Annotated in this window: 26 protein-coding genes and 1 riboswitch; of the genes, 15 read left to right on the top strand and 11 right to left on the bottom strand. The window is 71.2% G+C overall.

Going from position 1 to position 26,198, the window contains the following annotated elements:
* Positions 1-34 precede the first annotated feature (34 nt).
* From ACFWHU_RS06415 to ACFWHU_RS06405, 3 genes are all read left to right on the top strand, one after another.
* Positions 35-511: a DUF5304 domain-containing protein gene (locus tag ACFWHU_RS06415; protein WP_387224153.1), complete on the top strand. Its 477-nt coding sequence runs from the start codon at positions 35-37 to the stop codon at positions 509-511.
* Positions 512-577: 66 nt separating this feature from the next.
* The gene (locus tag ACFWHU_RS06410) at positions 578-1,519 is read left to right on the top strand and encodes an ROK family glucokinase (protein ID WP_385803445.1); all 942 of its coding nucleotides are present in this window, start codon (positions 578-580) and stop codon (positions 1,517-1,519) included.
* 114 nt (positions 1,520-1,633) lie between these two features.
* The gene (locus tag ACFWHU_RS06405) at positions 1,634-2,419 is read left to right on the top strand and encodes an endonuclease/exonuclease/phosphatase family protein (RefSeq protein WP_387224152.1); all 786 of its coding nucleotides are present in this window, start codon (positions 1,634-1,636) and stop codon (positions 2,417-2,419) included.
* Between the two features lie 50 nt (positions 2,420-2,469).
* Here ACFWHU_RS06405 and ACFWHU_RS06400 read toward each other — a convergent pair whose 3' ends face one another.
* Both ACFWHU_RS06400 and ACFWHU_RS06395 read right to left on the bottom strand, forming a co-directional pair.
* On the bottom strand, positions 2,470-3,174 hold the full coding sequence (locus ACFWHU_RS06400) for a hypothetical protein (protein ID WP_387224151.1): 705 nt from the start codon (positions 3,172-3,174) through the stop codon (positions 2,470-2,472).
* Complete coding sequence (locus tag ACFWHU_RS06395; protein WP_381799416.1) at positions 3,167-3,946, bottom strand: alpha/beta hydrolase; 780 nt, start codon at positions 3,944-3,946, stop codon at positions 3,167-3,169. Before ACFWHU_RS06395 ends, ACFWHU_RS06400 begins: the two co-directional genes overlap by 8 nt.
* A gap of 145 nt (positions 3,947-4,091) precedes the next feature.
* On the opposite strand from ACFWHU_RS06395, the gene ACFWHU_RS06390 reads away from it, so the two are divergent.
* The 4 genes from ACFWHU_RS06390 to ACFWHU_RS06375 all read left to right on the top strand — a co-directional run bounded on the left by ACFWHU_RS06390 (position 4,092) and on the right by ACFWHU_RS06375 (position 8,072).
* On the top strand, positions 4,092-4,796 hold the full coding sequence (locus ACFWHU_RS06390; RefSeq protein ID WP_381799418.1) for a lysophospholipid acyltransferase family protein: 705 nt from the start codon (positions 4,092-4,094) through the stop codon (positions 4,794-4,796).
* A gap of 98 nt (positions 4,797-4,894) precedes the next feature.
* The gene (macS, locus tag ACFWHU_RS06385) at positions 4,895-6,136 is read left to right on the top strand and encodes a MacS family sensor histidine kinase (RefSeq protein WP_387224150.1); all 1,242 of its coding nucleotides are present in this window, start codon (positions 4,895-4,897) and stop codon (positions 6,134-6,136) included.
* Between the two features lie 104 nt (positions 6,137-6,240).
* On the top strand, positions 6,241-6,885 hold the full coding sequence (locus ACFWHU_RS06380) for a response regulator (protein WP_387224460.1): 645 nt from the start codon (positions 6,241-6,243) through the stop codon (positions 6,883-6,885).
* A gap of 158 nt (positions 6,886-7,043) precedes the next feature.
* Positions 7,044-8,072, top strand: coding sequence for a 6-phosphofructokinase (locus tag ACFWHU_RS06375; protein ID WP_387224149.1), 1,029 nt, complete (start codon positions 7,044-7,046; stop codon positions 8,070-8,072).
* Between the two features lie 130 nt (positions 8,073-8,202).
* Here ACFWHU_RS06375 and ACFWHU_RS06370 read toward each other — a convergent pair whose 3' ends face one another.
* The gene (locus tag ACFWHU_RS06370; RefSeq protein WP_387224148.1) at positions 8,203-10,179 is read right to left on the bottom strand and encodes an anthranilate synthase family protein; all 1,977 of its coding nucleotides are present in this window, start codon (positions 10,177-10,179) and stop codon (positions 8,203-8,205) included.
* A gap of 292 nt (positions 10,180-10,471) precedes the next feature.
* On the opposite strand from ACFWHU_RS06370, the gene ACFWHU_RS06365 reads away from it, so the two are divergent.
* Positions 10,472-11,827 (top strand): class II 3-deoxy-7-phosphoheptulonate synthase, encoded by a 1,356-nt coding sequence (locus ACFWHU_RS06365; protein ID WP_387224147.1) that lies wholly within the window; start codon positions 10,472-10,474, stop codon positions 11,825-11,827.
* Positions 11,828-12,006: 179 nt separating this feature from the next.
* A complete protein-coding gene (locus ACFWHU_RS06360; RefSeq protein WP_387224146.1) occupies positions 12,007-12,294 on the top strand; it encodes a bacterioferritin-associated ferredoxin in 288 nt (95 codons plus the stop codon).
* A 22-nt stretch (positions 12,295-12,316) separates the two neighbouring features.
* On the opposite strand, the gene bfr is transcribed toward ACFWHU_RS06360, so the two are convergent.
* A complete protein-coding gene (bfr, locus tag ACFWHU_RS06355; RefSeq protein WP_147872509.1) occupies positions 12,317-12,796 on the bottom strand; it encodes a bacterioferritin in 480 nt (159 codons plus the stop codon).
* 155 nt (positions 12,797-12,951) lie between these two features.
* Here bfr and ACFWHU_RS06350 point away from each other — a divergent pair, with 155 nt between their 5' ends.
* Positions 12,952-13,584, top strand: coding sequence for a sulfite oxidase-like oxidoreductase (locus ACFWHU_RS06350; protein ID WP_381799429.1), 633 nt, complete (start codon positions 12,952-12,954; stop codon positions 13,582-13,584).
* Between the two features lie 18 nt (positions 13,585-13,602).
* Here the strand turns inward: ACFWHU_RS06350 and ACFWHU_RS06345 are convergent, their stop codons facing one another.
* From ACFWHU_RS06345 to thiO, 5 genes are all read right to left on the bottom strand, one after another.
* Positions 13,603-14,475, bottom strand: a complete 873-nt coding sequence (locus ACFWHU_RS06345) for a deoxyribonuclease IV (RefSeq protein ID WP_387224145.1) — start codon at positions 14,473-14,475, stop codon at positions 13,603-13,605.
* 3 nt (positions 14,476-14,478) lie between these two features.
* The gene (locus ACFWHU_RS06340) at positions 14,479-16,656 is read right to left on the bottom strand and encodes a PASTA domain-containing protein (RefSeq protein ID WP_387224144.1); all 2,178 of its coding nucleotides are present in this window, start codon (positions 16,654-16,656) and stop codon (positions 14,479-14,481) included.
* Between the two features lie 153 nt (positions 16,657-16,809).
* Positions 16,810-17,604, bottom strand: coding sequence for a thiazole synthase (locus tag ACFWHU_RS06335; RefSeq protein WP_387224143.1), 795 nt, complete (start codon positions 17,602-17,604; stop codon positions 16,810-16,812).
* A 5-nt stretch (positions 17,605-17,609) separates the two neighbouring features.
* Positions 17,610-17,858, bottom strand: a complete 249-nt coding sequence (gene thiS, locus ACFWHU_RS06330; protein WP_385803418.1) for a sulfur carrier protein ThiS — start codon at positions 17,856-17,858, stop codon at positions 17,610-17,612.
* Positions 17,855-19,084, bottom strand: coding sequence for a glycine oxidase ThiO (gene thiO / locus ACFWHU_RS06325; RefSeq protein WP_387224142.1), 1,230 nt, complete (start codon positions 19,082-19,084; stop codon positions 17,855-17,857). Before thiO ends, thiS begins: the two co-directional genes overlap by 4 nt.
* Positions 19,081-19,195, bottom strand: a riboswitch (TPP riboswitch). It overlaps the preceding gene by 4 nt.
* A gap of 107 nt (positions 19,196-19,302) precedes the next feature.
* On the opposite strand from thiO, the gene ACFWHU_RS06320 reads away from it, so the two are divergent.
* The 5 genes from ACFWHU_RS06320 to ACFWHU_RS06300 all read left to right on the top strand — a co-directional run bounded on the left by ACFWHU_RS06320 (position 19,303) and on the right by ACFWHU_RS06300 (position 23,886).
* On the top strand, positions 19,303-20,523 hold the full coding sequence (locus ACFWHU_RS06320) for an NAD(P)/FAD-dependent oxidoreductase (RefSeq protein WP_385803414.1): 1,221 nt from the start codon (positions 19,303-19,305) through the stop codon (positions 20,521-20,523).
* A 101-nt stretch (positions 20,524-20,624) separates the two neighbouring features.
* On the top strand, positions 20,625-20,990 hold the full coding sequence (locus ACFWHU_RS06315) for an Rv2175c family DNA-binding protein (RefSeq protein WP_147872496.1): 366 nt from the start codon (positions 20,625-20,627) through the stop codon (positions 20,988-20,990).
* A gap of 86 nt (positions 20,991-21,076) precedes the next feature.
* Positions 21,077-21,745, top strand: a complete 669-nt coding sequence (gene thiE, locus ACFWHU_RS06310) for a thiamine phosphate synthase (RefSeq protein WP_385803411.1) — start codon at positions 21,077-21,079, stop codon at positions 21,743-21,745.
* A 155-nt stretch (positions 21,746-21,900) separates the two neighbouring features.
* Positions 21,901-22,818 (top strand): methylenetetrahydrofolate reductase [NAD(P)H], encoded by a 918-nt coding sequence (metF, locus tag ACFWHU_RS06305; protein WP_385803409.1) that lies wholly within the window; start codon positions 21,901-21,903, stop codon positions 22,816-22,818.
* Between the two features lie 51 nt (positions 22,819-22,869).
* On the top strand, positions 22,870-23,886 hold the full coding sequence (locus tag ACFWHU_RS06300; protein ID WP_387224141.1) for a hypothetical protein: 1,017 nt from the start codon (positions 22,870-22,872) through the stop codon (positions 23,884-23,886).
* A gap of 74 nt (positions 23,887-23,960) precedes the next feature.
* On the opposite strand, the gene ACFWHU_RS06295 is transcribed toward ACFWHU_RS06300, so the two are convergent.
* Both ACFWHU_RS06295 and ACFWHU_RS06290 read right to left on the bottom strand, forming a co-directional pair.
* Entirely contained in the window at positions 23,961-25,502 is a 1,542-nt protein-coding gene (locus tag ACFWHU_RS06295; RefSeq protein WP_387224140.1) for a phytoene desaturase family protein, read from the bottom strand.
* Positions 25,503-25,583: 81 nt separating this feature from the next.
* Positions 25,584-26,189: a DUF4126 domain-containing protein gene (locus ACFWHU_RS06290; protein ID WP_387224139.1), complete on the bottom strand. Its 606-nt coding sequence runs from the start codon at positions 26,187-26,189 to the stop codon at positions 25,584-25,586.
* Between the last annotated feature and the right edge of the window lie 9 nt (positions 26,190-26,198).

The raw sequence follows: 26,198 nt of genomic DNA, 5'->3' as shown, positions 1-26,198 counted from the left end.
GGACGAGGCGCCTTGCCCGATGCGGGAGTAACCCATGAGTGATGCCACCGAGCGTCCCGCCGCCGACCCGGACGCCTGGGCCACGGCCTGCGCCGAGGATCTGGCCGCCGAGAAGGCGCGCCGCCGCTCCGTCCACGGGACGGCGCCAGGCTCGGCCTCCGAGGAGCTGCGCCGATTCGTCGACGCCGTGGCCGACAAGGTGTCCTCGTTCCAGAGCCCGCTGCTCGGGATGGCCGCACAGGGCGCCGTCCAGCAGTTCATCAACCAGGCCAAGTCCGCCGTCGAGCCGGTGATCGACCGCAACCCGGATATCTTCGACCATCTCGCGGCGGCCGGGAACGAGCTTCTCGCGGCTTACCGCTCCGCCGTCGAGGGCGACGAGCGCCGCTGGACCCGGGGACCGGACGTACCGCCCGACATCAACCTCAAGAAGTCGGACGAAAAGGCCAACGACCCCTCGGATCCCCGCGATGAGGGCCCCACCCCCGGCAACCGCATCGACCTGGACTGACCAGCAGCAGGCTCGCCCTCGGGTACGGTTGGCCGCAGCGGGGCTCGACCGAAAACTGAGGGACACATGGGACTCACCATCGGCGTCGACATCGGCGGCACGAAGATCGCGGCGGGCGTGGTCGACGAAGAGGGCACGATTCTCGATACGCACCAGGTGCCCACCCCGCCGACTGCCGAGGGCATCGTCGACGCGATCTGCGCGGCCGTCTCCGGCGCCGGCAAGGGACACGAGATCGAGGCGGTCGGCATCGGCGCCGCCGGCTACGTCGACGACAAGCGTGCCACCGTCCTCTTCGCTCCGAACATCGACTGGCGTCACGAACCGCTCAAGGACAAGGTCGAGCAGCGGGTCGGAATGCAGGTCGTCGTGGAGAACGACGCGAACGCCGCCGCCTGGGGCGAGTACAAGTTCGGGGCCGGACAGGGTCACGAGGACGTCATCTGCATCACGCTCGGCACCGGCCTCGGCGGCGGCATCATCATCGGCAACAAACTGCGCCGAGGACGCTTCGGCGTGGCGGCGGAATTCGGCCATATCCGGGTCGTTCCCGACGGGTTGCTGTGCGGCTGCGGCAGCCAGGGGTGCTGGGAGCAGTACGCGTCGGGGCGCGCCCTCGTCAGATACGCGAAGCAACGCGCCAACGCCACACCCGAGAACGCGGAGATCCTGCTGCGCCTCGGCGACGGCACTCCCGACGGCATCGAGGGCAAGCACGTCAGCGCCGCCGCCCGCGAGGGCGACCCGGTGGCCGTCGACTCCTTCCGGGAGCTGGCCCGTTGGGCCGGCGCGGGCCTGGCCGATCTGGCCTCGCTCTTCGACCCGTCGGCGTTCATCGTCGGCGGTGGTGTGTCGGACGAGGGCGAACTGGTCCTCGACCCGATCCGCAAGTCCTTCCGCCGCTGGCTGATCGGCGGCGCGTGGCGTCCGCACGCGCAGGTCCTCGCTGCCCAACTGGGCGGCAAGGCAGGGCTGGTGGGCGCCGCGGACCTGGCCCGCCAGGGCTGAACCGTACGGCCCGCACGGCGGCGTACCCGTTACGCACCCGGTGCCCCGGTATCCGGACGATCACGCCCGCCGCGCCCCTCAGGGGTGCGGCGGGCGCCGGTCTATCGTGGTCCGGTGACAACTCCGGTGAGTGGACTGGGTGGACCCGTCCCGACGATTTCGCTGCCCGACTCCCGTACCGAGCCGGACGGTTCGGCCGTGATCCGCGTGCTCAGCTACAACATCCGCTCCATGCGCGACGACACCGAGGCGCTGGCCCGGGTGATCCGGGCCTGCGAGCCCGACCTGGTCTTCGTCCAGGAGGCGCCGCGGTTCTTCCGCTGGCGCAAACGGGCGGCGTGGCTGGCCGCCAGGACCGATCTCGTCGTCCTCAGCGGCGGCGGTACGGCCTCGGGCCCACTGCTCCTGTGCTCACTGCGCGCGACCGTGGAGCGTACGGAGGACGTCCTGCTGCCGCTGACGCCGGGTCTGCACCGGCGGGGGTTCGCCACGGCGGTCGTACGGATCGGCGGCGCCCGTATGGGGCTGCTGAGCTGCCATCTCAGCCTCCAGAGGGACGAGCGCCTCGCCCAGACCGGGATGCTGCTGGACCGGGTCCGGGCGATGGACGCACCGCACACGATCGTGGCCGGTGATCTCAACGACCGGCCCCAGGGGCGTTCGTTCCGCCGGCTGGCCAAGGCGCTTCAGGACGGCTGGGCGGTCAAGCCGTGGGGGAGCGAGTACACCTCCACACCCGCCGCCCCGCACCAGCGCATCGACGCGATCTTCGCCACCGAGGGTGTCGAAGTGCTCGGCTGCGGAGTGCCGTTGGGCCTGCCGGGCATCGAGGAGAGCGACCTGCGGGCGGCCACGGATCACCTTCCGGTGCTGGCCGCCCTGCGCGTCCCCGCGTCCTGAACCCGCCTTACGGAAGGCGAGGTTGAGGACGCGTCAGGTCTGATAGCGCGTCAGACCACCGCTCCGCGGCCCGGGTCGTCGTCCTCCTCGTCACCGTGCTGCATCCGCGCCACCAGAGTGACGAAGCCGCCCAGGAAACCGCCGATGCAGACCGTCGTCAGCCACCAGGTCATCTCCCACTGCAACAGCACGGCGAGGAGCATGAGCACCGGGCCGCCGATCACGGCGAGCCAGGCGAACTTGGCAGTGACGTCGGCCTCGGGCAGCGGCGGCGGCTCCGGCGGTACGAAATGGCCCTCGTCGCTGTCGTCGAGGTCGTCGTCCTTCGGCTCCTGCGTCACATAGTCGCGGGGGCCGGCGCCGCCGACGCCGGGCGCGAAGACGATCGAGCCGCCGAGCGACGGCTTGTCGGGCTTGGCGTCCGGCTCGCGCTCCCGATCGGGCTCCGCGACGGCCTCGGCATCGGCTCCGGCATCGGCCCCGGTCGTGTCCGGCGCCCCGGTGGTGGCCGGCCCGGCGTCCGACCGGTTCACCGGCCCCAGGTCCGCCTTCGTGGTCCCGGACTCCTTGTCCTTGGGCGGCGACGGCTCGGACCTGTTCCGGTCGCTCTCCAGGAGCGCCAGGTCCTCGACCGACTTGAAGGGCTTGGCACCCGGCGGATCGGCCGGCTCCTCCCCGTAACCCGCGACGATCGCCGCCCAGGCGGCGTCCTCGTCGATCGGCTGCGGCTCGCGGTCCGCGTCATGCTCAGCCACCGGTTGTGCTCCCCTTCTTCCCGACGCTCGGAGCGAGTCGGCCGATGAACGCGTGACTCTCTTCGAAAATCCGCTCCGCATCGTGGTCCAACGTCGCCACGTGGTAGCTCTGTTCCAGGACGACCTCCCGGATGTCGGTCGACGAGACACGGCCGAGGATCCTGGCCGAGTCCGCCGGGGGTACGACATGGTCGCGCGGGCTGCGCATCAGCAGCAGCGGCTGGGTCACCTGGGGCAGCTCCCCGTCCACCAGCCGGAAGAAATTCCGCAGCGAGTGCGCGGCGTGCAGCGGGACCCGGTCGTAACCGACCTCCTCGCTGCCCGCCAGCGCGATGTCGCTGCGCAGGCCCTTCGTCGTCCGGACGAGATGGCGGGCGACCGGCAGGGCGTACGCCGAGAGGCCGTGCACCTTGTTCGCCGGGTTGACGACGGCGACACCGGTGACCGCGTGCCCGTGCTTGGCCGCGAGCCGCAGCGCCAGCGTCCCGCCCATGGAGAGACCGAAGACGAAGACCCGCTCGCACCGCTCGCCGATCTCCCGCAGCGCCCGGTCCACCTCCGCGTACCAGTCCTGCCAGCCGGTGATCTGCATGTCCTCCCAGCGGGTGCCGTGTCCGGGGAGCAGCGGCAGTGACACGGTGAGGTCCCGGGCGGCCAGATACTCGGCCCAGGGGCGCAGCGACTGCGGGGAACCGGTGAATCCGTGACAGAGGAGGACGCCGACATCTCCGCCCTCGTGGCGGTACGGCTCGGCTCCAGGAAGGACCGGCACAGGGTCTCCTGTTCGTGAGTCTCGAAGTGGTACTTCACCGTACGCGACCGGGCCGACACCGACCAGAGCCGTCGGCGCCCCGTGACGGAACCCGCGCGCCCCCCTCGGGTTAAGGTCGGGCGACAGCACACAGGAGGCACCCGAGTTGATCTACGGCGCGATGAAGTTCTCCATCGGAGGATCGCTCAAGCTCGCTTTCAGGCCTTGGGTGGAGGGCATCGAGAACATTCCCGAGGACGGGCCCGCGATCCTCGCGAGCAATCACCTCTCGTTCTCGGACTCGTTCTTCCTCCCCGCGGTACTGACCCGGAAGGTCACCTTCATCGCCAAGGCGGAGTACTTCACCTCGCCCGGCGTGAAGGGGCGCCTCACGGCCGCGTTCTTCAAAGGAGTCGGCCAGCTACCGGTCGACCGCTCCGGAGCGCGCGGCGCGGGCGAGGCGGCCATCAAGAGCGGCATAGCGGTACTGGAGCGCGGCGAACTCTTCGGCATCTACCCCGAGGGCACCCGGTCGCCCGACGGCCGGCTCTACCGGGGCAAGCCGGGCGGCCTCGCGCGCGTGGCGCTCGCCTCGGGCGCGCCCGTGATCCCGGTCGCCATGATCGACACGGAGAAGATCCAGCCGCCGGGCACGGTGATGCCGAAGCTGATGCGGCCGGGGATCAGGATCGGCGAGCCGCTGGACTTCAGCCGGTATCAAGGCATGGAGGGCGACCGCTTCATCCTGCGTTCGCTGACCGACGAGGTCATGTACGAGATCATGAAGCTCTCCGGCCAGGAGTACGTCGACATCTACGCGACGGCCGCCAAGCGCAGGATCGCCGAAGAGGCGAAGGCCAAGGCGAGTTGAGAAACCGGCCCGTCCGGCCGCCGAGGCCGACGGGACGACAGGCCGGCAGCGGGTCGGCAGTACGAATGACACATCGCGACACCGGGGGTGGGGGACACGTGGCCAGACGCGAACGGGTCGTACGGATGTCGGTCGAGCAGCCGCTGTGGCGCGCGCTCACCGCGTACCGCCTGCTCACCATGGTCTACGCGGTCCTGATCTTCGCCTTCGGGCGGGACAAGTTCGAGCGTCCCTGGGTCGCCGCCGGGTTCCTCCTCGTCCTCGTCGTCTGGACGGTCGCCACCCTGCCCAAGGTGGCCAACGCCGTCAGCTGCACCAAGCGTTTCCTGGGCGTCGACCTCACCATCGCGCTCGTCGGCATCCTGCTCACCCCGGTCGTCGACGTGCAGGCGCGGTACATGGACGGCCCCACCCTGCCGACCATATGGACCGCGGGCTCCGTCCTCGCCTTCGCCGTCAAGGGCGGCTGGCGCTGGGCGGCCTTCGCCTCCTCGCTGGTCGCCTTCGCCAACCTGGTCGGGCGCGGCACTCCCAGCCGCGACACCCTGCACAACGTGCTGCTGGTGTGGGTGGCGTCCATCGCGATCGGCTACATCGTCGAGGTCGCCCGCGCCTCCGAACGCACGCTGGCGCGCGCCCTGGAGATCGAGGCGGCGACCCGGGAGCGGGAGCGCCTGGCACGCGACATCCACGACAGCGTCCTCCAGGTCCTCGCGATGGTGCAGCGGCGCGGAACGGCCCTCGGGGGTGAGGCGGCGGAGCTGGGCAGGATGGCCGGGGAGCAGGAGGTCGCCCTGCGGACGCTGGTCTCCAGCGGTCTCGTGCCGACCACCCGCACCTCGGAGGACAGCTCGCTCGGGGCGGTGGTACGCACCGTCGACGACGCGCGGTACGGGGATGGCGGGGACGACGGGGACGGTGACGCCACCGACGAGGACCGGCGGTGGGATCTGCGTACGCTGTTGGCGCCGCTCTCCGGCTCCGCCGTGACACTCGCCGAGCCGGGCGCTCCCGTCCTGCTGCGGCCAGCGGCCGCGCGGGAGCTGGCGGCGGCTGTCAGTGCCGCCCTGGACAATGTCCGCAAGCACGCCGGAGACGGCGCGCGGTCCTGGATCCTGGTCGAGGACTCGCCGGACGAGGTGATCGTGACGGTCAGGGACGACGGCCCCGGCATCCCGGAGGGCCGGCTCGCGCAGGCCGAGGGGGAGGGGCGCCTCGGTGTCGCGCTCTCGATCCGGGGCCGGCTGCGGGAGTTGGGCGGCACGGCCGAGCTGATCTCGGTCCCCGGCCAGGGCACGGAAGTCGAGTTGAAGGTTCCACGGGGGAAGGCGGAGCGATGAGCGAGCAGACGGACAGCAACAGCAGCAACAACAGCAACAGCAACGGCGACGAGCGGGGCACGGGCGCTGGCGCGCAGAGCGCCACGGACGGTGCGACGCGCGTGATGGTCGTCGACGACCACCCGATGTGGCGCGACGCCGTCGCCCGCGACCTGACCGAGGCCGGATTCGACGTCGTGGCGACTGCCGGTGACGGCCCCCAGGCGGTGCGCCGCGCGACGGCCACCACCCCCGACGTGATCGTCCTCGACCTCAACCTGCCCGGCATGCCCGGCGTCCAGGTCTGCAAGGAGTTGGTAGGCAGCCTGCCCGGCCTGCGGGTGCTGGTCCTCTCCGCGAGTGGCGAGCACGCCGACGTACTCGAAGCGGTGAAGTCCGGCGCCACGGGCTATCTGCTGAAGTCGGCCAGTACGGCCGAGCTGACCGACGCGGTGCGGCGCACCGCCGTCGGCGACCCGGTCTTCACCCCCGGACTCGCCGGGCTGGTCCTCGGCGAGTACCGCAGGCTCGCCTCCGAGCCCGCCCCCGCGGCGTCCGACGATCCCAAGGTCCCGCAGCTGACCGAGCGCGAGACCGAGGTGCTGCGGCTGGTCGCCAAGGGGCTCTCGTACAAGCAGATCGCCGAACGCCTGGTCATCTCGCACCGCACCGTGCAGAACCACGTGCAGAACACCCTCGGCAAGCTCCAGCTCCACAACCGCGTGGAACTGGTGCGGTACGCGATCGAACGCGGTCTCGACGACGTCTGAGACGCGGCCGGTCAGCGGGGCTGTTTCCGCGGCCGTCGCTCAACCACCTCCCACCGCCCTCTGGTGCTACGGAAATGACCCTGCGCACCATGCCGGGGTGACCTGTGTCACTCAGGCGTGGCTCAGGTGCGTCACCGACGGCGAAGGGAAGTGTTTCCATGCGGGTCGGAGTATTGACCGGGGGCGGCGACTGCCCAGGGCTCAATGCGGTCATTCGTGGCATCGTGCGCAAAGGCATCACGGAGTACGGGTATGAGTTCACCGGCTTCCGGGACGGCTGGCGAGGACCGCTGGAAGGCGACACCGTACGGCTCGACATCCCCACCGTGCGAGGCATCCTGCCCCGCGGCGGCACCATCCTCGGCTCCTCGCGCACCAATCCGCTCAAGACGGCGGACGGGATCCGCCGGATCAAGGAGAACCTCGCGAGCAGCGAGGTCGACGCGCTCATCGTGATCGGCGGGGAGGACACCCTGGGCGTGGCGGCCCAGCTCTCCGACGTGCACGGCATTCCCTGCGTGGGCGTGCCCAAGACCATTGACAACGACCTTTCGGCGACCGACTACACCTTCGGATTCGACACGGCGGTCGGCATCGCGACCGAGGCGATCGACCGCCTCCACACCACGGCCGAGTCGCACATGCGCGTCCTCGTCTGCGAGGTGATGGGGCGGCACGCGGGCTGGATCGCCCTGCACTCGGGCCTGGCGGGCGGCGCGAACGTCATCCTCATCCCGGAGCAGCGCTTCGACATCGACCAGGTCTGCGCCTGGGTGACGTCGCGTTTCAAGGCCTCGTACGCGCCGATAGTCGTTATCGCGGAGGGCGCGATGCCCAAGGACGGCGAGGTCGTCCTCAAGGACGGGACGCTGGACTCCTTCGGCCATGTACGGCTGTCGGGCGTCGGCGAATGGCTTGCCAAGGAGATCGAGAAGCGCACCGGCAAGGAGGCACGGACCACGGTCCTCGGCCATGTGCAGCGCGGTGGCACACCGAGCGCGTTCGACCGCTGGCTGGCCACGCGGTTCGGGCTGCACGCGATCGAGGCGGTGAAGGACGGCGACTTCGGCAAGATGGTGGCCCTGCGGGGCACGGACATCGTGCGCGTCCCGATCTCGGAGGCGATTGCGGAGCTCAAGACCGTCCAGCCGGAGCTCTACCAAGAAGTCGGCGTCTTCTTCGGCTGACCGATCAGCGCGTGGGCGGGCTCGCGCGGCGCGTGGCCCGCCCGTCTCCTCGATCGCCGGACGGGCCGCACACGTGGCCCGTCCGGCGATCGACACCGAAAACGGCGACCACCGCCCGCGGGGCGAATCGTCAGCCGCGTCGGCGCTCCGCCCCGCTGTCGCGCATCGTGCCGGCGACGAGCGCGGTCACGATCTCGGGGCCGCGCAGTGTCAGTACGGACTCCGGGTGGAACTGCACCCCGGCGAAGCCCGGACCCCGCAGCGCGTGCACCTCTCCCGCGGCGTCACGGCTCACCTCGATGCCGCGCGCCGCCAGCTCCGCCGCCCGCGCGTCGTCGCAGCGGGCGGTGAAGCTGTTGTAGAAGCCGACGGTCTCCGCTCTGCCGAAGAGTTCGATCCGGGTCTGCGCGCCCTGGTACGGCTGCCGCTTGCGCGCCGTACCGAGACCCAGCTCCGCCGCGATCAGCTCGTTGCCGAGGCAGACGCCCAGCAGCCCGCCCCGGTGCTCGCGCAGCAGCGCGGCGGTCAGCGCGCGCAGCGTTCGCATCCGGGGGTCGGCGGGGTCCGACGGATCCCCCGGTCCGGGGCCGAGCACCACGGGTCCCCGGTGCGCGAGTACGGCCTCTGTACCGAGGCCAGGCTCGTCGTACCGCCGTACGGTCACGTCCAGGCCGGCGGACCGCAGCAGATGCGCCAGCATCGCCGTGAAGGTGTCCTCGCTGTCGATGACCAGCGCGTGGCCCGACAGTGACGCCGATCGCTCCTGCATCTTCAGCCAGAACGGCGCCAGATGCGCCCGCCGCGAGTCCAGCGCGACCCGCACCCGCGGGTCGTCGGCGAGTGCCTTCCGTACGGATGTGCCGCCCGGCCGACCCGCGTGCACTCCCAGCGCCGCCAGCACTCCCGCCGCCTTGGCATGGGTCTCGGCGACCTCGCCCGCCGGATCGGAGTGGCGTACGAGCGTCGCCCCGACCGGCACGCGCAGCCCGCCCTGTGCGTCGATGTCCGCGGTCCGGATCAGGATGGGGGAGTCGAGGGTCTGGGCGCCGCCCGCGTCGCGTCCGACGAGGGCCAGCGCGCCCGCGTAGTAACCGCGCCCGATCCCCTCCCGCCCCAGCGGCTCGTACCGCGCGATGACGCGACACGCGTTCTGCACCGGCGATCCGGTGACGGTCGCGGCGAACATCGTCTCCCGCAGGACGTCGCGGACGTCGAGCGAACTGCGCCCGCGCAACTCGTACTCCGTGTGCGCGAGATGGGCCATCTCCTTGAGCCGCGGCCCGACGACCACCCCGCCCATGTCACCGACCGTGCACATCATCTTGAGCTCTTCGTCGACCACCATCGACAGCTCGTCGGTCTCCTTGCGGTCGCCGAGGAATTCCAGCAGCGCCTCGGTGGTCGGCCCCTCGGGCGGATAGCGGAACGTACCGCTGATGGGATTCATCACGACGGTGCCGCCGCTCATCCGCACATGCACCTCGGGGCTCGCCCCGACCAGCGTCCGCGCACCCGTCTCCCGCCCCTTCCCCCCTCCGGTGTGCACCACGAACGTCCAGTACGCGCCCCGCTCGCCGGCCAGCAGCCGCCGGAACAGCGCCAGCGCGTCGGCGCGCCCGAAACCGGGGATCCGGCCCTCGAAGGTCCGCCGGATGACGAAGTTCGCGCCCTCGCCCCGGCCGATCTCGTCCTCGACGACACGCCGGACGACGTCCGCGTACCGCTCGTCGTCGATGTCGAAGGCGCCGTCCTCGACCCGGACCGGGTGGGCGGGCAGATGCGCGAGGACATCGGCGAGCGGCAGCTCGTACGACTCGTCCGCCACCAGCACCGACAGCGGGGTGCCGTCGTCGTGCGCCTCGAAGCCGCGCTCCCGGATCTGCCGGAACGGGATCAGGGCGAGCGAGGGGCGCTCGTCGTCCGCCGGGATGTCGGCCAGACGGCGTACCTCCCGCACGTCGCCGACGAGCAGTTCCACGGTGTCGTGGTCGCGCCCCGGCGTACGGCGGCGCAGCAGGGCGAAGGGTGGGCAGTCGTCGTCCAGGAGCCGGGCCAGAAGTCCCCTGGTGTCGGGACAGGGGGCGTCGGCGGTGGCGGTGGTGTGCATACGGGGTGGTTCCTTCCAGGAGGAGAGGAACGGCCCCGATTCCCGGTCCGTGTCGGCCGGCTACGGGCCGGGAAACACGGAAGGCCGCCCCTCGGGCGGCCCTGCGATTCGGTGTTGCGCGGGTGAATCAGCGGACCGCCGGATGCGCGGTCCACCACCAAGCCTGGTTCAGCTGCGTCAACATGCCGCGGAGCATAACCGACATCGTCCGCCCGCGACACGAACGTGGACATCTGTCTCAACCACTGAGAGTCTGCGTGGATGGCTGCCGGGAACCCGTAATGTTGTCCGCGTGACCGTGAACGCTGACACCCGAGCACCCGTCGCACAGGCGACCTGGCGAGACCTCCCCGCGGCGCAGCAGCCCGAGTATCCCGATGCCGAGGCACTGCGCGCTGCCGTCGCGGAGCTGGAAAGCTATCCGCCGCTCGTCTTCGCGGGCGAGTGCGACCAACTGCGCGCCCGGATGGGTGCCGTCGCCAATGGTGAGGCGTTCCTGCTCCAGGGCGGCGACTGCGCCGAGGCCTTCGACGGCGTGTCCGCCGAACAGATCCGCAGCAAGCTGAAGACACTGCTCCAGATGGGCGCCGTCCTCACCTACGCGGCCGCCGTGCCGGTGGTGAAGGTGGGCAGGATCGCCGGGCAGTACTCGAAGCCGCGTTCCAAGCCCACCGAGACGCGTGACGGTGTGACGCTGCCCACCTACCGCGGCGACTCCGTCAACGGCTTCCCCTTCACCGAGGAAGCCAGGGTCCCGGACCCCGAGCGGCTGAAGCGGATGTACCACGCGTCCGCCGCGACGCTCAACCTGGTGCGCGCCTTCACCACCGGCGGTTACGCGGACCTGCGCCAGGTGCACGCCTGGAACCAGGACTTCGTGAAGTCGTCCCCGTCCGGCCAGCGTTACGAGCGTCTCGCCCGCGAGATCGACAACGCGCTGAACTTCATGAAGGCGGCGGGCACCGACCCGGCGGAGTTCCGTACGGTCGAGTTCTTCTCCTCGCACGAGGCGCTGCTGCTCGACTACGAGTCGGCGCTGACCCGCGTGGACTCGCGCACCGGCAAGCTCTACGACGTCTCGGGCCACATGGTCTGGATCGGCGAGCGCACCCGTCAACTGGACGGCGCGCACATCGAGTTCGCCTCGAAGATCGCCAACCCGATCGGTATCAAGCTCGGCCCGACGACGTCGGGCGACGACGCGCTCAGCTACATCGACCGGCTCGACCCCGAGCGTGAGCCCGGCCGGCTGACCTTCGTCGTCCGGATGGGCGCCGACAAGGTCAGGGACAAGCTTCCGGAGCTGGTCGAGAAGGTCACCGCGTCCGGTGCGACCGTGGCGTGGGTGACCGACCCGATGCACGGCAACACCTTCGAGGCGGCGTCCGGCCACAAGACCCGCCGGTTCGACGACGTGCTGGACGAGGTCAAGGGCTTCTTCGAGGTCCACAAGAGCCTGGGCACGCACCCCGGCGGTATCCATGTGGAGCTGACCGGCGAGGACGTCACCGAGTGCGTGGGCGGCGGCGACGAGATCTTCGTCGACGACCTCCACCAGCGGTACGAGACGGCCTGCGACCCCCGGCTCAACCGCAGCCAGTCGCTCGATCTGGCCTTCCTCGTCGCGGAGATGTACCGGGCGCAGTAGGGCACCGGGCCGGGCGCGGCAGACACGCGGAGCAGTACGAGGAGTGGGGCGCGGATCGCGATGTGATCCGCGCCCCACCCACGTACGGGGGCCTTTCGCGTGCACCGGGGTGGCAGGTAAGGTTAGGTTTGCCTCACCGTTCTTACGGGGACGGTGCCAGTCAACGATCCCGCCGGGAGGTGAACCGCGTGTACGTCTGCTCTTGCTTCGGCATCACCGAGAAGCAGGTCCGGGAACACGCGGAGGCCGGTGCGTGCACCCCCCGCCAGATCGCCTCGGCCTCGAAGGCCGGTACGGACTGCGGTTCGTGCGTGCGCAGCATCCAGTCGATACTCGGCCGCGGTGGCTGCCCGCGCCGTGAGCTGTCGGCGCCCGCCGCCATCGGAACCACCGCCGTGGAGACGGCCGTCGCGCAGGCGGCCGCCGTACGGGCCGTGGGTACGTCGGCGGGCCTGGAAGCCGCCTGACGCACCGGAGCGCCGACGCCCGTCAGCTGTCGGGCTGCTCGATCAGCTGGGCGATGTACAGCGCCTCACCGAGCTTCTCGACCAGCTCCAGCTGGGTGTCGAGATAGTCGATGTGGTGCTCCTCGTCCGCGAGGATCGACTCGAAGATCTTCGCCGACGTGATGTCGCCCTTGGCGCGCATGACGTCGACCCCGCGCCGGAGCCTGTCGATCGCCTCGACCTCGATCTGCCGGTCGGCGTTGAACATCTCGGTGACGGTCTGGCCGATCCGTACATGGAAAAGCCGCTGGTAATTCGGCAGGCCCTCCAGGAAGAGAATTCGGTCGGTCAGGATCTCCGCGTGCTTCATTTCGTCGAAGGACTCGGACCGTGTGTACTTGGCGAGCTTCGTCCAACCGAAGTTCTCCTGCATTTTGGCGTGCAGGAAGTACTGGTTGATCGCTGTCAATTCGGCGGTCAGCTGCTCATTGAGGAACTCGATGACCTCGGGGTCGCCCTGCATCGCAGAGGCTCCTTCCACACGGGGACTGGCCAGGATGCGCGCATCCTCGCACCGACGTCCGAAGGGCGTCCAGTAAGGCCGTACTTAGTAGCAGTTGCCCGAATCGGGCTGTACCCGGTCATGACCACCCTTCGCGGTCTGTCACCATGGAAGGCATGGGTCAGCCTCGGAGCCGGGAAGAACGGGAGTCGGCGCAGTCCGGGCTTCCGCCGGGGCAGCGGCTCCAGCGTGGCTGGCCGGTCACCCATTACGGCCCCGTGCCGAAGTTCAAGCCCGAGCGCTGGGAGTTCCGGGTCTTCGGAGCCACGGCCGACGGAGACAAGCGCTGCTGGAATCACGAGGAGTTCTCGGCCCTGCCGTTCTCGACGGTCGTCGCCGATCTGCATTGCGTCACAAAATTCAGCATGCTCGGGGCCGAATGGGGCGGAGTGCTCGCCCGTACGATCCTGGAACTCGCCCCGCCGGCGCCGACCGTCACCCATGTCATGGTCTGGGCCGAGTACGGCTACAGCGCGAATGTCCGTCTCGCCGACTTCACCTCGGAACGGACCGTCTTCGCCACGCACAACGGCGGCGAACTCCTCACCGCCGAACACGGATTTCCACTGCGGCTCGTCGTACCGCATCTTTACGCGTGGAAGGGCCCGAAATGGGTCCGCGGCGTGGAATACATGACGGCCGACCGCCGCGGCTTCTGGGAGGAGCGCGGCTATCACAACATCGGCGACCCCTGGAGCGAACAGCGCTACTCGTACCAGGAAGGCCCCGGGGACGGCCCGGAGCTTTAACGACCTCCAGAAAACGACCTAGGCGTCGCGCAGCTTCTTCAGCAGGGCCACGTCCGCCGCGTGGCCCTCCTTGCCGCCGGGGGTCTCGATCACCAGCGGCACGCCCTCGGTCGCCGGATGCGAGAACAGCTCCCGGAACGGCTCCTCACCGATATGGCCCGCGCCGATGTTCATGTGCCGGTCCTTACGGGCGCCCGACACGTCCTTGGAGTCGTTGGCGTGGATCAGCCTGAGCCGGCCGGGACCCACCGTCTCCACCAGCCGGTCCAGCGTCCGGTGCGTCCCGTGCGGCGCGGCCAGGTCGTGGCCCGCCGCGAAGATGTGGCAGGTGTCGAGGCAGATGCCGAGCTTGGGGTGCGCGTCGAGCGCGGCGAAGTACGGGCCGAAGTCCTCGGCGAGCGAGCACAGCGAGGAGCCCTGCCCCGCGGTCGACTCCAGCAGCAGATACGGGTCGTCGTCGTGCGTCAGCTCGTCGAGGAGCGGCAGCATCCGCTCCCGTACCTGCGCCAGCGCCACCTCGCGCGGCCGTCCGCCGGTCGCCGAGCCGGTGTGCACGACGACGCCCGGGGCGCCGATCTCCCGGCCCCGGCGCAGGCTGTGCCGCAGGGAGTGCACCGACTTCTCCGCCGTCTCCGGGGTGTGGGAGCCGAAGTTGATCAGGTACGGCGCGTGGATGTACGCCGACAGCCCCTCGGCGGCGCACCGGTCCCTGAACAGCTCGTCCTGCGCCGGATTCCCGTCGGGCGTCGCCCAGCCGCGTGGATTGGCCACGAAGACCTGAACGGTCTCGGCGCCGATGTCACGGGCCCAGGCCAGCCCCACACGGGCGAGACCGCCCGCCACCGGAACATGGCCGCCGACGGGATTGCGCGGGCGGTCGGGGAGCGTCAAGCCTCAGATTCCCTTGGTCGTGATGGTGATGGTGCTGCCCTCGGCGGCCTTCTCGCCGCCCTCGACGGACTGCTTCGACACGGTGTCGTCCAGGAACGGGAAGCTCCGGTCGACCTCCACCTCGAAGCCCGCGTCGTTCAGTTCGCCCGTGGCCGCGTCTATCGACTTCCCCGTGACGTCCGGGACGGCGAGCATCCGCGGGCCCTTGGAGATGGTCAGCGTGACGGTGTCACCGCGGGCGAGTTTGCTGCCTTCCTTGGCGGACTGCTTGGCCACCGCTCCCGATTCCTCGGGGGAGTTGACGCGCTCGGCCGCGACCTTCACGTCGAGTCCCGCGTCCTCGAGCGAGGCGGTCGCCTCCTCCTCGGACTGCCCGGTCACGTCGGGCATGTGGACCGGCCTGCCCTTGCTGACGACAAGCGCCACGCCCGCGTCGGGCCGCAGCTCCGTACCCGCCTTCGGCTGGGTGCGGATGATGTCGCCCTGATCGGTCTCCTCGTCGAAGGACCGGGCGACGACGCCGGGCGCCAGCCCGACCTTCTTCAACGCGTCCTTGGCGTCGGCCAGCGACTTTCCGGCCAGGTCCGGGACCCGCACGATCTCCGGGCCGCGGGAGATGACGAGGGTCACCGATCCGTTGCCCCGTATCCGCGCCCGGGGCTCCGGGTCGGTGCGCATGACCGTGCCGCGCTCGAACGTGTCGCTGAAGTCCTTCTCCACGCTCGCGTCGAGCCCGGCGTCACCGAGGCGCTTCTTCGCCGTCTGCTCGCTCTGCCCGAGGAGCGAGGGGACACGGGTGAACTGCCCCGAGTTGATGTACCAGACACCGATGCCCAGGCCGAGCACCAGCAGTGCGGCGACCACGATCGCCAGGACACTCCCGCGGGGCGCGGAGGCGATCCTGCCGGTCCGGCGGCGCGCGGGCGGCTGACGCGGAGGCGCCTCGGGCCCCGGCGGCGGCATCGTGAGCCGGCTGGTGCGGCGGACCTGGTTGTCTCCCCGGGATACGGCCGACAGGTCGGCGGTACCGGAATCGTCGGGGGGCTGCGGGCGGACGATGCGCGGAATCACGCTCGTACGGTCGTCGGAGCCGTCGTCGGGACGGCCCTCGGCGCCGTTGACCGCCGGGCCGTGGGAGGCGCCGTGCGCGGCGAGTGAGGCGTCGTGGGAGCGCCCGCGGCCGTTGCCGGTGGCGCTGTCGTGGCCGTCCTGGGACGGCTCCGAGGCGGCGCCGCCCGAGACCGCGCCGCTGCCGCGCCGTGCCCTGCCCTTCTTCGCGGGGGCGGCAGAAGAGGTCTTCGCGGTGGCCCGCGGCGGCATCGCGTCCAGTTGCGCGTCGTCGAGCGCGGCGCGCGTGCGCCGGGTCAGCGCGAGCATCGCCACCGCGTCCTCGGGGCGGATCTCCGGATCGCGGGCGGTGGCGGCGGCGACCAGTTCGTCCAGCTCGATCGCCATACCGGGCACCGCGGCGGACGGCGCGGGCACGTCCTCGTTCAGATGGAGGTAGAGCACCTGCGCGGGGGTGTCCCCGCCGTGCGGTTTGGCGCCGGTCAGCATCTCGTGCAGGACGACACCGCACGCGTACACGTCGACGCGGGTGTCGGAGGTGCCGTACTCGATCTGCTCCGGGGCGAGGTAGGAGACCGTGCCGAGGATCGTGCCGGTGGTGTTGGTGACCGAGCCGACGGCCCGTACGAGCCCGAAGTCCGCGACCTTCACTCGGCCGTCGTCCCCTATCAGGACGTTCTCCGGCTTGATGTCCCGGTGGATGAAACCGGCACGGTGGGCGGCGCCCAGCGCGGCCAGCATCGGCTCCAGGATGTCCAGGGCGGCACGCGGCTGGAGGGCGCCGCGCTCGCGCAGGACGTCGCGCAGCGTGCAGCCCTCCACGTACTCCATCGCCAGGTACACGTACGCGCCCTCGGCGCCCTGGTCGAAGACCCCGACGACGTTCGGATGCGCCAGCCGCGCCACGGACTTCGCCTCGCGGATGAAACGCTCCACGAAGGTGGCGTCGGTCGCCAGCGCCGGGTGCATCACCTTCAGGGCGAGGACCCGGTCGAGCCGGGTGTCGACGGCCCGGTAGACCGTTGCCATGCCGCCGACGGCGATGCGCGCGTCGACGCGGTAACGGCCGTCGAGCACCTGCCCGACGAGAGGGTCCCTAAGGGTCGTATCCACCCGTTGAGTCTACGAGCCGCCGCCGACACTCCCGCAGCCCCGGGTCGGGCCCGACGCGCCACTGGAGCCGTCTTGTGACAGCACACACACCACATCGCGGCAATCGGCCGTCGCCGCCCTCACCGGTGGAGCGTGCTTGTGGAGCGGTGGGGCTCAGAACGCCGGGCGCTCCGGGGCCAGCGCCGCCAGCCCCTCCGTAGGAGACGAGGCGTCCGCGAAGTGCCGGCGCGGAATGCGGCCCGCGCGGTGCGCCAGCCGGCCCGCCTCGACCGCGTGCCGCATCGCCTCGGCCATCAGGACGGGCTCCTGGGCGCGCGTGACCGCCGAAGCCAGCATGACGGCCGCGCAGCCCAGCTCCATGGCGAGGGCGGCGTCCGAGGCCGTACCCGCCCCCGCGTCCAGGATCACCGGCACGCGCGCGCGATCGGTGATCAGTTGGAAGTTGTGCGGGTTGCGGATGCCCAGACCCGATCCGATCGGGGAGCCGAGCGGCATGATCGCCGCGCACCCCACGTCCTCCAGCTTTCTGGCGAGCACGGGATCGTCGTTCGTGTACGGCAGGACCGTGAAGCCGTCGTCGACCAACGTCTCGGCGGCGTCCAGCAGTTCGATCGGATCGGGCAGCAGCGTCCGTTCGTCGGCCACCACCTCCAGCTTGATCCAGTCGGTGCCCAGCGCCTCGCGGGCGAGCCGCGCGGTGAGGACGGCCTCGCCCGCGGTGAAGCAGCCCGCCGTGTTGGGCAGGACCCGGATGCCCAGCCGGTCGAGGACGGACAGGACGGAGCCCCGCACGTTCGGGTCCAGCCTGCGCATCGCGACGGTGGTGAGTTCGGTGCCGGACGCGGTCAGGGACCGTTCCAGCACGTCGAGACTGGGCGCACCGCCCGTCCCCATGATGAGCCGGGAGTTGAGGACGGTCTCGCCGATGGTGAGCCGGTCGTCGGACATCGGGATCAGCCTCCTTGGACCGCGGTGAGTACTTCGACACGGTCTCCGTCGGACAGAGTGGTGTCGGACCAGCGCCCGCGCGGGACGACGGTCTCGTTGAGCGCGGCGGCGACGCCCGAAGGGGCGGCGGTGAGGGTCGCGACGAGGACGTCGAGAGTGACGGGGCCGGCGAGGACGCGGGCCGCTCCGTTCACCGAGACGGTCACGGATCCGGGCGCGGCGTCGGACGAGTGCGAATTCACGGTGTCGGTCATGCGTGCTGCTCCTGACCTGCGGAGACGGCGGGGGAGACGGCCGGTGGGCGGCCGGGCGGGGTGCCGGGCGAGAAGCGTCCGGGTGTGAAGGGCCGCGCGTCGTCCGGGAGTTCACCCGTCGTGAGCACGGTGGCCATCACCCGGCCCGTGACTGGCGTCAGGAGCACCCCGTTGCGGTGGTGCCCGGTGGCCAGATGCAGCCCCGGCAGGGCGGTCGGTCCGAGCAGCGGGGCGTTGTCCGGCGATGTCGGCCGCAGCCCGGCGCGGGTCTCGGTGAGCGGCAGTTCGGTGATGCCGGGGAGCAGTTCGTGGGCGTCGCGCAGCAGCTCGTACACCCCGCCCGCCGTCACCGTCGTGTCCCAGCCCATCTCCTCGCTCGTCGCCCCGACGACCAGCTCGCCGCTCTCGCGCGGCACGAGGTAGATGTGGCTGCCGCGGACCTCGGCCCGCAGCGTCCGGGACAGGAACGGGGCGTACGGGCGCGGCACCGTCAGCCGCAGGACCTGGCCCTTGACGGGGCGTACCGGGGGCAGGACGTCGTCCGGCACGCCCGCGAGCCGCCCACTGAGACTGCCACCGGCGACGACGACCTGGTCGGCGCCGAGTTCGGCGCCGCCGGCCACCGTGACTCCGGCGGCCCGGTCCCGGACCACCCGCAGGCGTTCGGCCCACGCCCGGTGGAAGACCACCCCCGCCCGCTCGCAGGCCGTCACGAGGGCGGCCGCGAGCCTGCGCGGGTCGATCTGGTGGTCCCCGTCGACCCGCAGCCCGCCGCGTACGCCGGGAGCGAGCATCGGCTCCAGCCGTCGGCACTCGCGGCCGGTGAGCCATTCCGACTCCAGACCCGACCTCCTCTGGAGGGCGTGGAGTTCACGCAGCTGCGCCCGGTCGTCGGTGTCGAGAGCGACGGCGAGCGTGCCGCAGGCGCGGTAGCCGGTGTCCTGGCCGGTGACCGACTCCAGTTCGGCGACGAAGTCGGGATACAGCCGCGCGGAGGCGATGTTCAGCGCCAGCAAGGTCTGTTCACCGTGGTCGAGTTCGCTGACGGCGGCGAGCATCCCGGCGGCGACCCGGGCGGCGCCGCCGCCCGGCTCCGGATCGACGACGGTGACGCCGAGCCCGCGTTGCGCCGCGCGCCAGGCGGTGACGAGACCGATGATCCCGCCCCCGACGACCACGACATCGGTCCGCCCGGATTCCCGGTACTGAACGTGAGATGACCGCATGGGTGTCCAGCTCCTCCCTTCGCCGGCATGACCCGGATCAGGTTCGTACGGTCGGAGGCCGCGTCAGCCTCCCTCTCAGCCCGGTGCGTACGGGCTCCCGCGAGGTGTGAAGTCTTGTGTTCGTCACTGCCGATAAGCGCTTCACGGGTCAGGGTAACCCCCTGTCCCCGCCCCCTGTAAGGGAGTCGTGGCCCCGTCCGGTTCCATAAGGTGATCGGGTGAGCGAGCAGCGGAAGCAGACGGACGAGCGGCGCACCGTCGTCGTCGGCGCGGGAATGGCGGGTGTGCAGACCGCCGTGGCACTGCGCGAACTGGGGCACGAAGGCCCCGTCACCCTCATCGGCGCCGAGCGGCACCAGCCCTACGACCGGCCCCCACTCTCGAAGGCCGTCCTCCTCGGCGCGGCGGAGAGTTCGGCCTTCGACGTGGACTTCGAAGCGCTCCGCGTGGAGTTGCGGCTGGGCCTGGAAGTGACCGGTGTGCGCCCGGCGGACCACGAGGTGGACACGGAGGCGGGGCCGGTTCCGTACGACGCGCTGGTCGTCGCCACCGGCGCCGAACCGATCACACTGCCCGGCGCGGACGGGGTCCCCGGCGTGCATCTGCTGCGCACCCTGGACGACGCCGCGCGGCTGCGCCCCGTCCTGGAGCGCAAGCGACACGTCGTCGTGGTGGGAGCGGGCTGGATCGGCGCCGAGTTCACCACCGCGGCCAGGGAGGCCGGCTGCGAGGTGACCGTCGTCGAGGCCGCGGCCCATCCGCTCGCCGGCGCCCTGCCCGCCGAGGTCGCCACTCCGATGGAGGACTGGTACGCCGAGAGCGGCGCCGAACTCTTCACCCACGCGCGCGTGGCGACCGTCGAGCCCGGCCGGGTGGTCCTCTCCGACGGCCGCGAGCACGCCGCGGACGCGGTGGTCGTGGGCATCGGCGCCAGACCCGCGACGGCCTTGCTGGCGGGCTCCGGCATCGCGACCGGCGCCGAGGGGGCCGTCACCGCCGACGACCGGCTGCGCGCCTCGGTGCCCGGTGTGTACGCGGTCGGGGACTGCGCCTCGTTCCCCTCGGCCCGGTACGGCGAGCGGCTGATGGTGCACCACTGGGACAACGCGCTCCAGGGCCCGCGTACGGTCGCCGCCGACATCGTGGGGGAGTCCCACGAGCCGTACGACCCCGTGCCGTACTTCTGGTCCGAACAGTTCGGCCGTTTCGTGCAGTACGCGGGCCACCACGCCCGGGCCGACACCCTCCTGTGGCGGGGCGACCCGGCGAGCGCCGCCTGGTCGGTCCTCTGGCTGCGGGACGGGGCGCTGGTGGCGCTGCTCGCCGTCGGCAGACCGCGTGACCTGGCGCAGGGCCGCAAGCTCGTCGCGGCGGGTGCGCGGATCGACACGCGGCGGGCCGCCGACCCCGCCGTACCGCTCAAACTGACGGCTCTCTGAGGTGCCCCGCCCGCTCTCCCCGGGCCGGACGTACCGCTCGACGGCCCAGTCCGTGCCCGGCTCGGCTTCCGACTGTCAGTCCGGGATGGCAGGCTTGTCCTGTGACTGAGATTGACGCAAAGATCGATGCTCTCGTCCCTGCCTGGCTTCACCTGCCCGATATCGCCGAAATGCTCGATATCGAGGTGACGCGCGTGCGCCAGCTGGTGAAGGAAGGCCAGCTGATCGCCGTGCGCCGCGGTGAGAATCGGGCGCTCCAGGTGCCGGCCGCCTTCATCGACGGCAAGAAGGTCGTCAAGGGCCTCGCGGGGACCTTGACGCTCCTCAGGGACGACAGCTTCACCGACGAAGAGATGCTCGAGTGGCTCTTCACTCCCGACCCGTCCCTGCCGGGCACGCCCGCGCAGGCCCTCAGCGAGAATCGCGGTACGGAGGTGAAGCGCCGCGCGCAGGCGCTCGCCGTCTGACGGCACCACCACCGGCCGTGCGCGGGCCGGGCGGCCCCCGGCCCGCGCACAGCCGTCATGACAACGATCCGACGGGGGAGACCCGCATGCCCGCAGCGCCCGGTGCGCCCAGCGCACTCGATCTGCTGTCCGACGCCCGGCTCTATCTCTGCACGGACGCACGGAAGCGGCAGGGGGACCTCCCCGAGTTCCTGGACGCCGTCCTCACCTCCGGTGTGGACATCGTGCAGCTGCGTGACAAGGGCATGGAGGCGGCCGAGGAGCTGGACCACCTCCAGGTCTTCGCCGACGCCTGCCGGCGCCACGGCAAGCTCCTGGCCGTGAACGACCGGGCGGACGTGGCGCACGCCATCGGTTCCGACGTGCTGCACCTGGGCCAGGGCGACCTGCCCGTCTCCGCCGCCCGCGCCATCCTCGGTACGGAGCTGCTGATCGGCCGCTCCACACACTCCGAGGCCGAGGTGATGGCGGCGGCCGGCGAGCCCGGCGTGGACTACTTCTGCGCGGGACCCTGCTGGCCCACCCCCACCAAGCCCGGCCGGCCCGCCCCCGGACTCGACCTCGTGCGGTACGCGGCGGCGCTGGCCACCCGGCGCCCGTGGTTCGCGATCGGCGGGATCGACACGGGCAACCTCGAAGAGGTCCTGGACGCCGGGGCCCGCCGGGTCGTGGTCGTACGGGCCCTCACGGAGGCGGACGACCCGGCCATGGCGGCCTCCGGCATCGCCAAGCGCGTACGGGACAGGGTCGCCTGACACGGTCCGCCGGACCCCCGGCCCCCACCCCGGAGCCCCGGACGCTCGGCTTCCGGTGCAGGCGCACTGTCCGAGGGGTGGACAGGCTTGGTGTGAAATGGACAAAAGGGCCTGCTCTGGTTGGGTGATCGCCGCGCCCTCGATAACCTTCCCGTATGGCCCTTGGTACAGCTTCGACCAGGACGGATCACGCTCGTACGGTGCGTGACCTACTTGCGACCGGCAAATTGTCGTACTCGTTCGAATTCTGGGCGCCCAAGACCGAGAAGGGCGAGCGGAATCTCTGGAACGCGCTGCGCCGGATCGAGGCTGTCGCGCCGAACTTCGTCTCGGTGACCTACGGCGCCGGCGGCTCGACCCGCGCGGGCACGGTCAAGGCGACCCAGCGCATCGCCTCCGACACCACACTCACCCCGGTCGCCCACCTCACCGCCGTGAACCACTCGGTGGCCGAGCTGCGGAACATGATCGGGCAGTACGCGGACGCCGGCATCAGGAACATCCTCGCCGTGCGCGGAGACCCGCCCGGCGACCCGATGGGCGAGTGGGTCAAGCACCCCGAGGGCGTGACGTACGCGGCCGACCTGGTCCGCCTGATCAAGGAGTCCGGCGACTTCTGCGTGGGTGTCGCCGCCTTCCCCGAGATGCATCCGCGCTCGTCCGACTGGGAGAGCGACGTCCGGCATTTCGTGGCCAAGTGCCGCGCGGGGGCCGACTACGCGATCACCCAGATGTTCTTCGACCCCGAGGACTACCTGCGGCTGAGGGACAAGGTGTCGGCGGCCGGCTGCGACACCCCGATCATTCCGGAGATCATGCCGGTCACCAACGTCCGGCAGATCGAGCGCTTCTCGCAGCTCAGCAACGCCTCGCTGCCCCCGGCACTGAAAGAGCGGATCCTCTCCGCCGCTGAGGATCCCGCCGCTGTACGCTCCATCGGTATCGAGTACGCGACTGAGTTCTGCGCGACGCTGCGCGCGGAGGGTGTCCCCGGACTCCACTTCATTACACTCAACAACTCCACGGCGACGCTCGAAATTTACGAGAATCTCGGACTGCACGAGCAGTCGTGACCGGTCGCACCCGCCCCGACCAGGGGCGGTGACCGCAGGAGAGGGGCGGGCATGGGCTGGACGGTCCTCTACATCGCGTTCGGCATCGTCGCGCTGTGGCTGCTGGGCGAAGTACTGCTCCAGTACAAGGCGCGGCTCCGTTGGCGACTTCTCGCCTTCACGGGTTTCGTCGGCGTGGTGCTGGGCGTCCTGGTCGCGTCCGTCCCGGTCATCGCCGTCGGCGCGATCGCGTTCGCGATCGGCCAGACCTATGTGACCCTGTCGTTCCGCCGTGGCTTCTCCACCGGCTGGGCGATCGGCGGCAGTCCCGGCGCGAGCCGCCGCAGGAGGGCCGGCGGCGGTGAGGCCGAGACACGCGAACCGAGCTTGGAAGTCTCGGACTTGGAGTACCAGCCCGTCGCCGCCGACCCCATGGGACCCGGCCCCGTCCCCGGCGAGCCCCCGCACATCGCGTCCGTCTACGAGCCGGAGCCGATGCCCGACGAGACCGGGCAGTACGGCGTGTACAGCGACGCCGCCTACCAGGCGACCCAGTACGGCAACTACGACCCGTACAGCGGCTACGACGCGCCCACGGGCCAGGACACCTACGCCGGCCAGGACACCTACGCGGGCCAGGACGCCTACTCCGGTCAGGCCCAGGACGCGTACGGCGCGACGGACACCTACGGTGCCGCGGACTCCTACGCGAGCCAGGGCCAGGACGTGTACGGCGGTCAGCAGGACCCGTACGCGGCCCAGAACGGCCAGAGCGGTCAGTACGACAGTTACGGCGGCCAGCAGCAGTACGCCGCCTACGACGACCCGTACGGCGGCGCGAACAGCGGCGGCGAATCCTACGGCGCGTACGACAGTTACGGCGGCCAGCAGCAGTACGCGGCCCCCTACGGCGACCAGAACGGGCAGGGCGGCCAGGCCGGTTCTCCCGAGTACGGCGCGGAGACGCCGCCCGGCGGAGTCTGGGTCCCGCAGCAGCGCGAGGGCGAGAACGTCCCCCCGATGCCGCAACAGGCGCCCGAGCAGTACGGCTACGACCCCAACTACGACGAGCAGCGCTACCGCTACTGACGGGCGCTCAACTCCCGCCACGTCCCCGCGAGTTCAGACGGCCTCGGGCGTCTTCGCACGGCCCGCGCGGGGGTTCAGCGCGACCCGCGGAAGTCCGCGCCCTCGACGATCAGCCCGGCGACCAGCGTCCCGGACATGCCCGCGTGTGCCAGCCCGCCACCCGGGTGCGCCTCGCCGCCCACGAGATACAGACCGGGCAGCCGCGTGCTGTTCGCCGGACGCAGCAGCCGGCCCTCCGCACCCGCCAGTGAGGGCGCGGGCACCGAACCGCCCCGTGCCCCGGTCGCGGCCGCCGTGTCGGACGGCGTACGGATCTCCCGCCAGCACAGCCGCTCCCGCAGCTCGGGCACGGCAGTACCGGCCGCGTCCATCAGCACGTTGGCGTACCGCTCGCGCAGTTCGGCGTCGGCCCAGTCCACCGCGCCGTGCGGTGCGACGGTCGCCGTGAGGGTGAGCGCCTCGTGGTCGTCGTCGGGACGCGTGGTCGGGTCGTCGGGCCGCAGCACCGTGACCGTGGGCCGCTCCGCCGTCCGGCCGGAGAACACCGCGCCCGCCTCGTCGCCGCCGTCGGGGGAGTGGATCAGCGTCCGGTGCGCCGTGCCGTCCGGCCTGCCGCCACGCAGGGCCAGCAGCACGGTGAACCTGCCGGGGACCGACGGCGCCCCGCTCCCGCCCGCGTCGCCGCCACGGGGCCGTACGTCGTCGTCCTGCCACAACTCCCGGTCCACGAGAGCCGCCGGGGCCGTGCCCGCCACCACATGGTCAGCCTCCACGACCGTGGGGGCGGACGCGGCCGGCCTCGGTGCCAGCTCGACACCGGCCGCGCGGCCGTCCTTCTCGACGATCCGGGTCACATCGGCGCGGAAGACGAACTCCACCCTGCGCTCCAGGCACCGCTCGTACACCGCGTGCGCCAGCGCCCGCATCCCGCCCTGTACGTACCAGGTGCCGAATGTCTGCTCCATGTACGGCAGCAGAGCGGCGCTCGCGGGGGTGTGCCGCGGATCGAGTCCGTACGACAGGACGTACCCCTCGAACAGCGCGGCGAGCCGGCGATCGGCCAGCTCCCCCGTCCCCACCTCGGCGACCGTGCCCGCCGTCCGGGGCGCGCGCAGCAGCCTGCGCTGCGGGACGGCCGGATACGGATCGCGCCCCAGCACCTGCCAGTCGGCCCGCAACGGCTCCTCCAACAGAGGGCGCCGCGAACGGTCCCAGGCGTCCCGCGCCCGGCCGAGGAAGTCTCCCCACCGTGTCCCCGCTCCCGCGCCGAGCGCGGCGTCCAGGGCCGCGACGACACCGGCGCGCGACGCGTTCGGCAGCGACACATCGGTGCCGTCGGGGAAGAGATGCCTGCTCGCCGGGTCGACCTGGGCCATCCGTACGCACTCTTCGAGCGGCTTCTTGCCGGTCTTGAGGAACAGATCCCGGTAGACGGCGGGCAGATGCAGCAGCGTGGGTCCCGTGTCGTACGCGAACCCGTCGCGCTCGAACCGGCCGAGGGCGCCGCCGTACGTCGCCGAACGCTCGTACACCGTCACCCGGTGCCCAGCCACTGCGAGCCGGGCAGCCGCCGCCATCGCGCCCATCCCGGCGCCGATCACCGCAATCCGTGCCATGGAAGTGGACCTTAGCGGCCTGTTTGCCCGGCGCCGCGGCCGGGATACCGGGCGGGCGTGGGATCGGGAAGTGCCGGGTCGTCAGGGCGGCCACGACGTGGCGAGGCGCCGTTCCTCGCGTCTCTGCGCCCTGCGCTGCCGGAACCGGCGGATCTTCGACGCCAGGAAGACGATGATCACGATGCCGAGCAGCAGAAGGCCGCCCGCGACGATCGCCGCGGCGAGCGGGTGGAAGATCGCGAACGTGATGATCCCGGCGACGCCGAGGTCCTCCACGGTGCTCACGGCGATGTTGCTGAAGGGCTCCGGGGAGGTGTTGACCGCCATCCTCGTGCCGGCCTTCACCAGATGACTCACCAGGGCGGTCGATCCGCCGACCGCGCCCGCCGTGATCTCCGGGAGCGAACCGCTCTGCCCGGCGAGCAGCGCCGCGACCACCGCGCCCGACAACGGCCTGATCACCGTGTGCACGGAGTCCCAGATCGAGTCGACGTACGGGATCTTGTCCGCCACCGCCTCGCAGACGAAGAGCACGCCCACGACGGCCAGCACGTCGGTGCGCTGGAGCGACTCGGGGACCTCGTCGGTCAGCCCGGTCGCGCCGAAGATCCCGAGCAGCAGAACCACCGCATACGCGTTGATACCGCTGGCCCAGCCGCTGGTGAAGACAAGGGGAAGTACGGACACGGACGAAAT

The sequence above is a fragment of the Streptomyces sp. NPDC060366 genome (assembly GCF_042725135.1).
Classification (GTDB): Bacteria; Actinomycetota; Actinomycetes; order Streptomycetales; family Streptomycetaceae; genus Streptomyces.
Note: the sequence above shows the minus strand (reverse complement) of the source record. Positions and strands in the feature narration are given on the sequence as shown.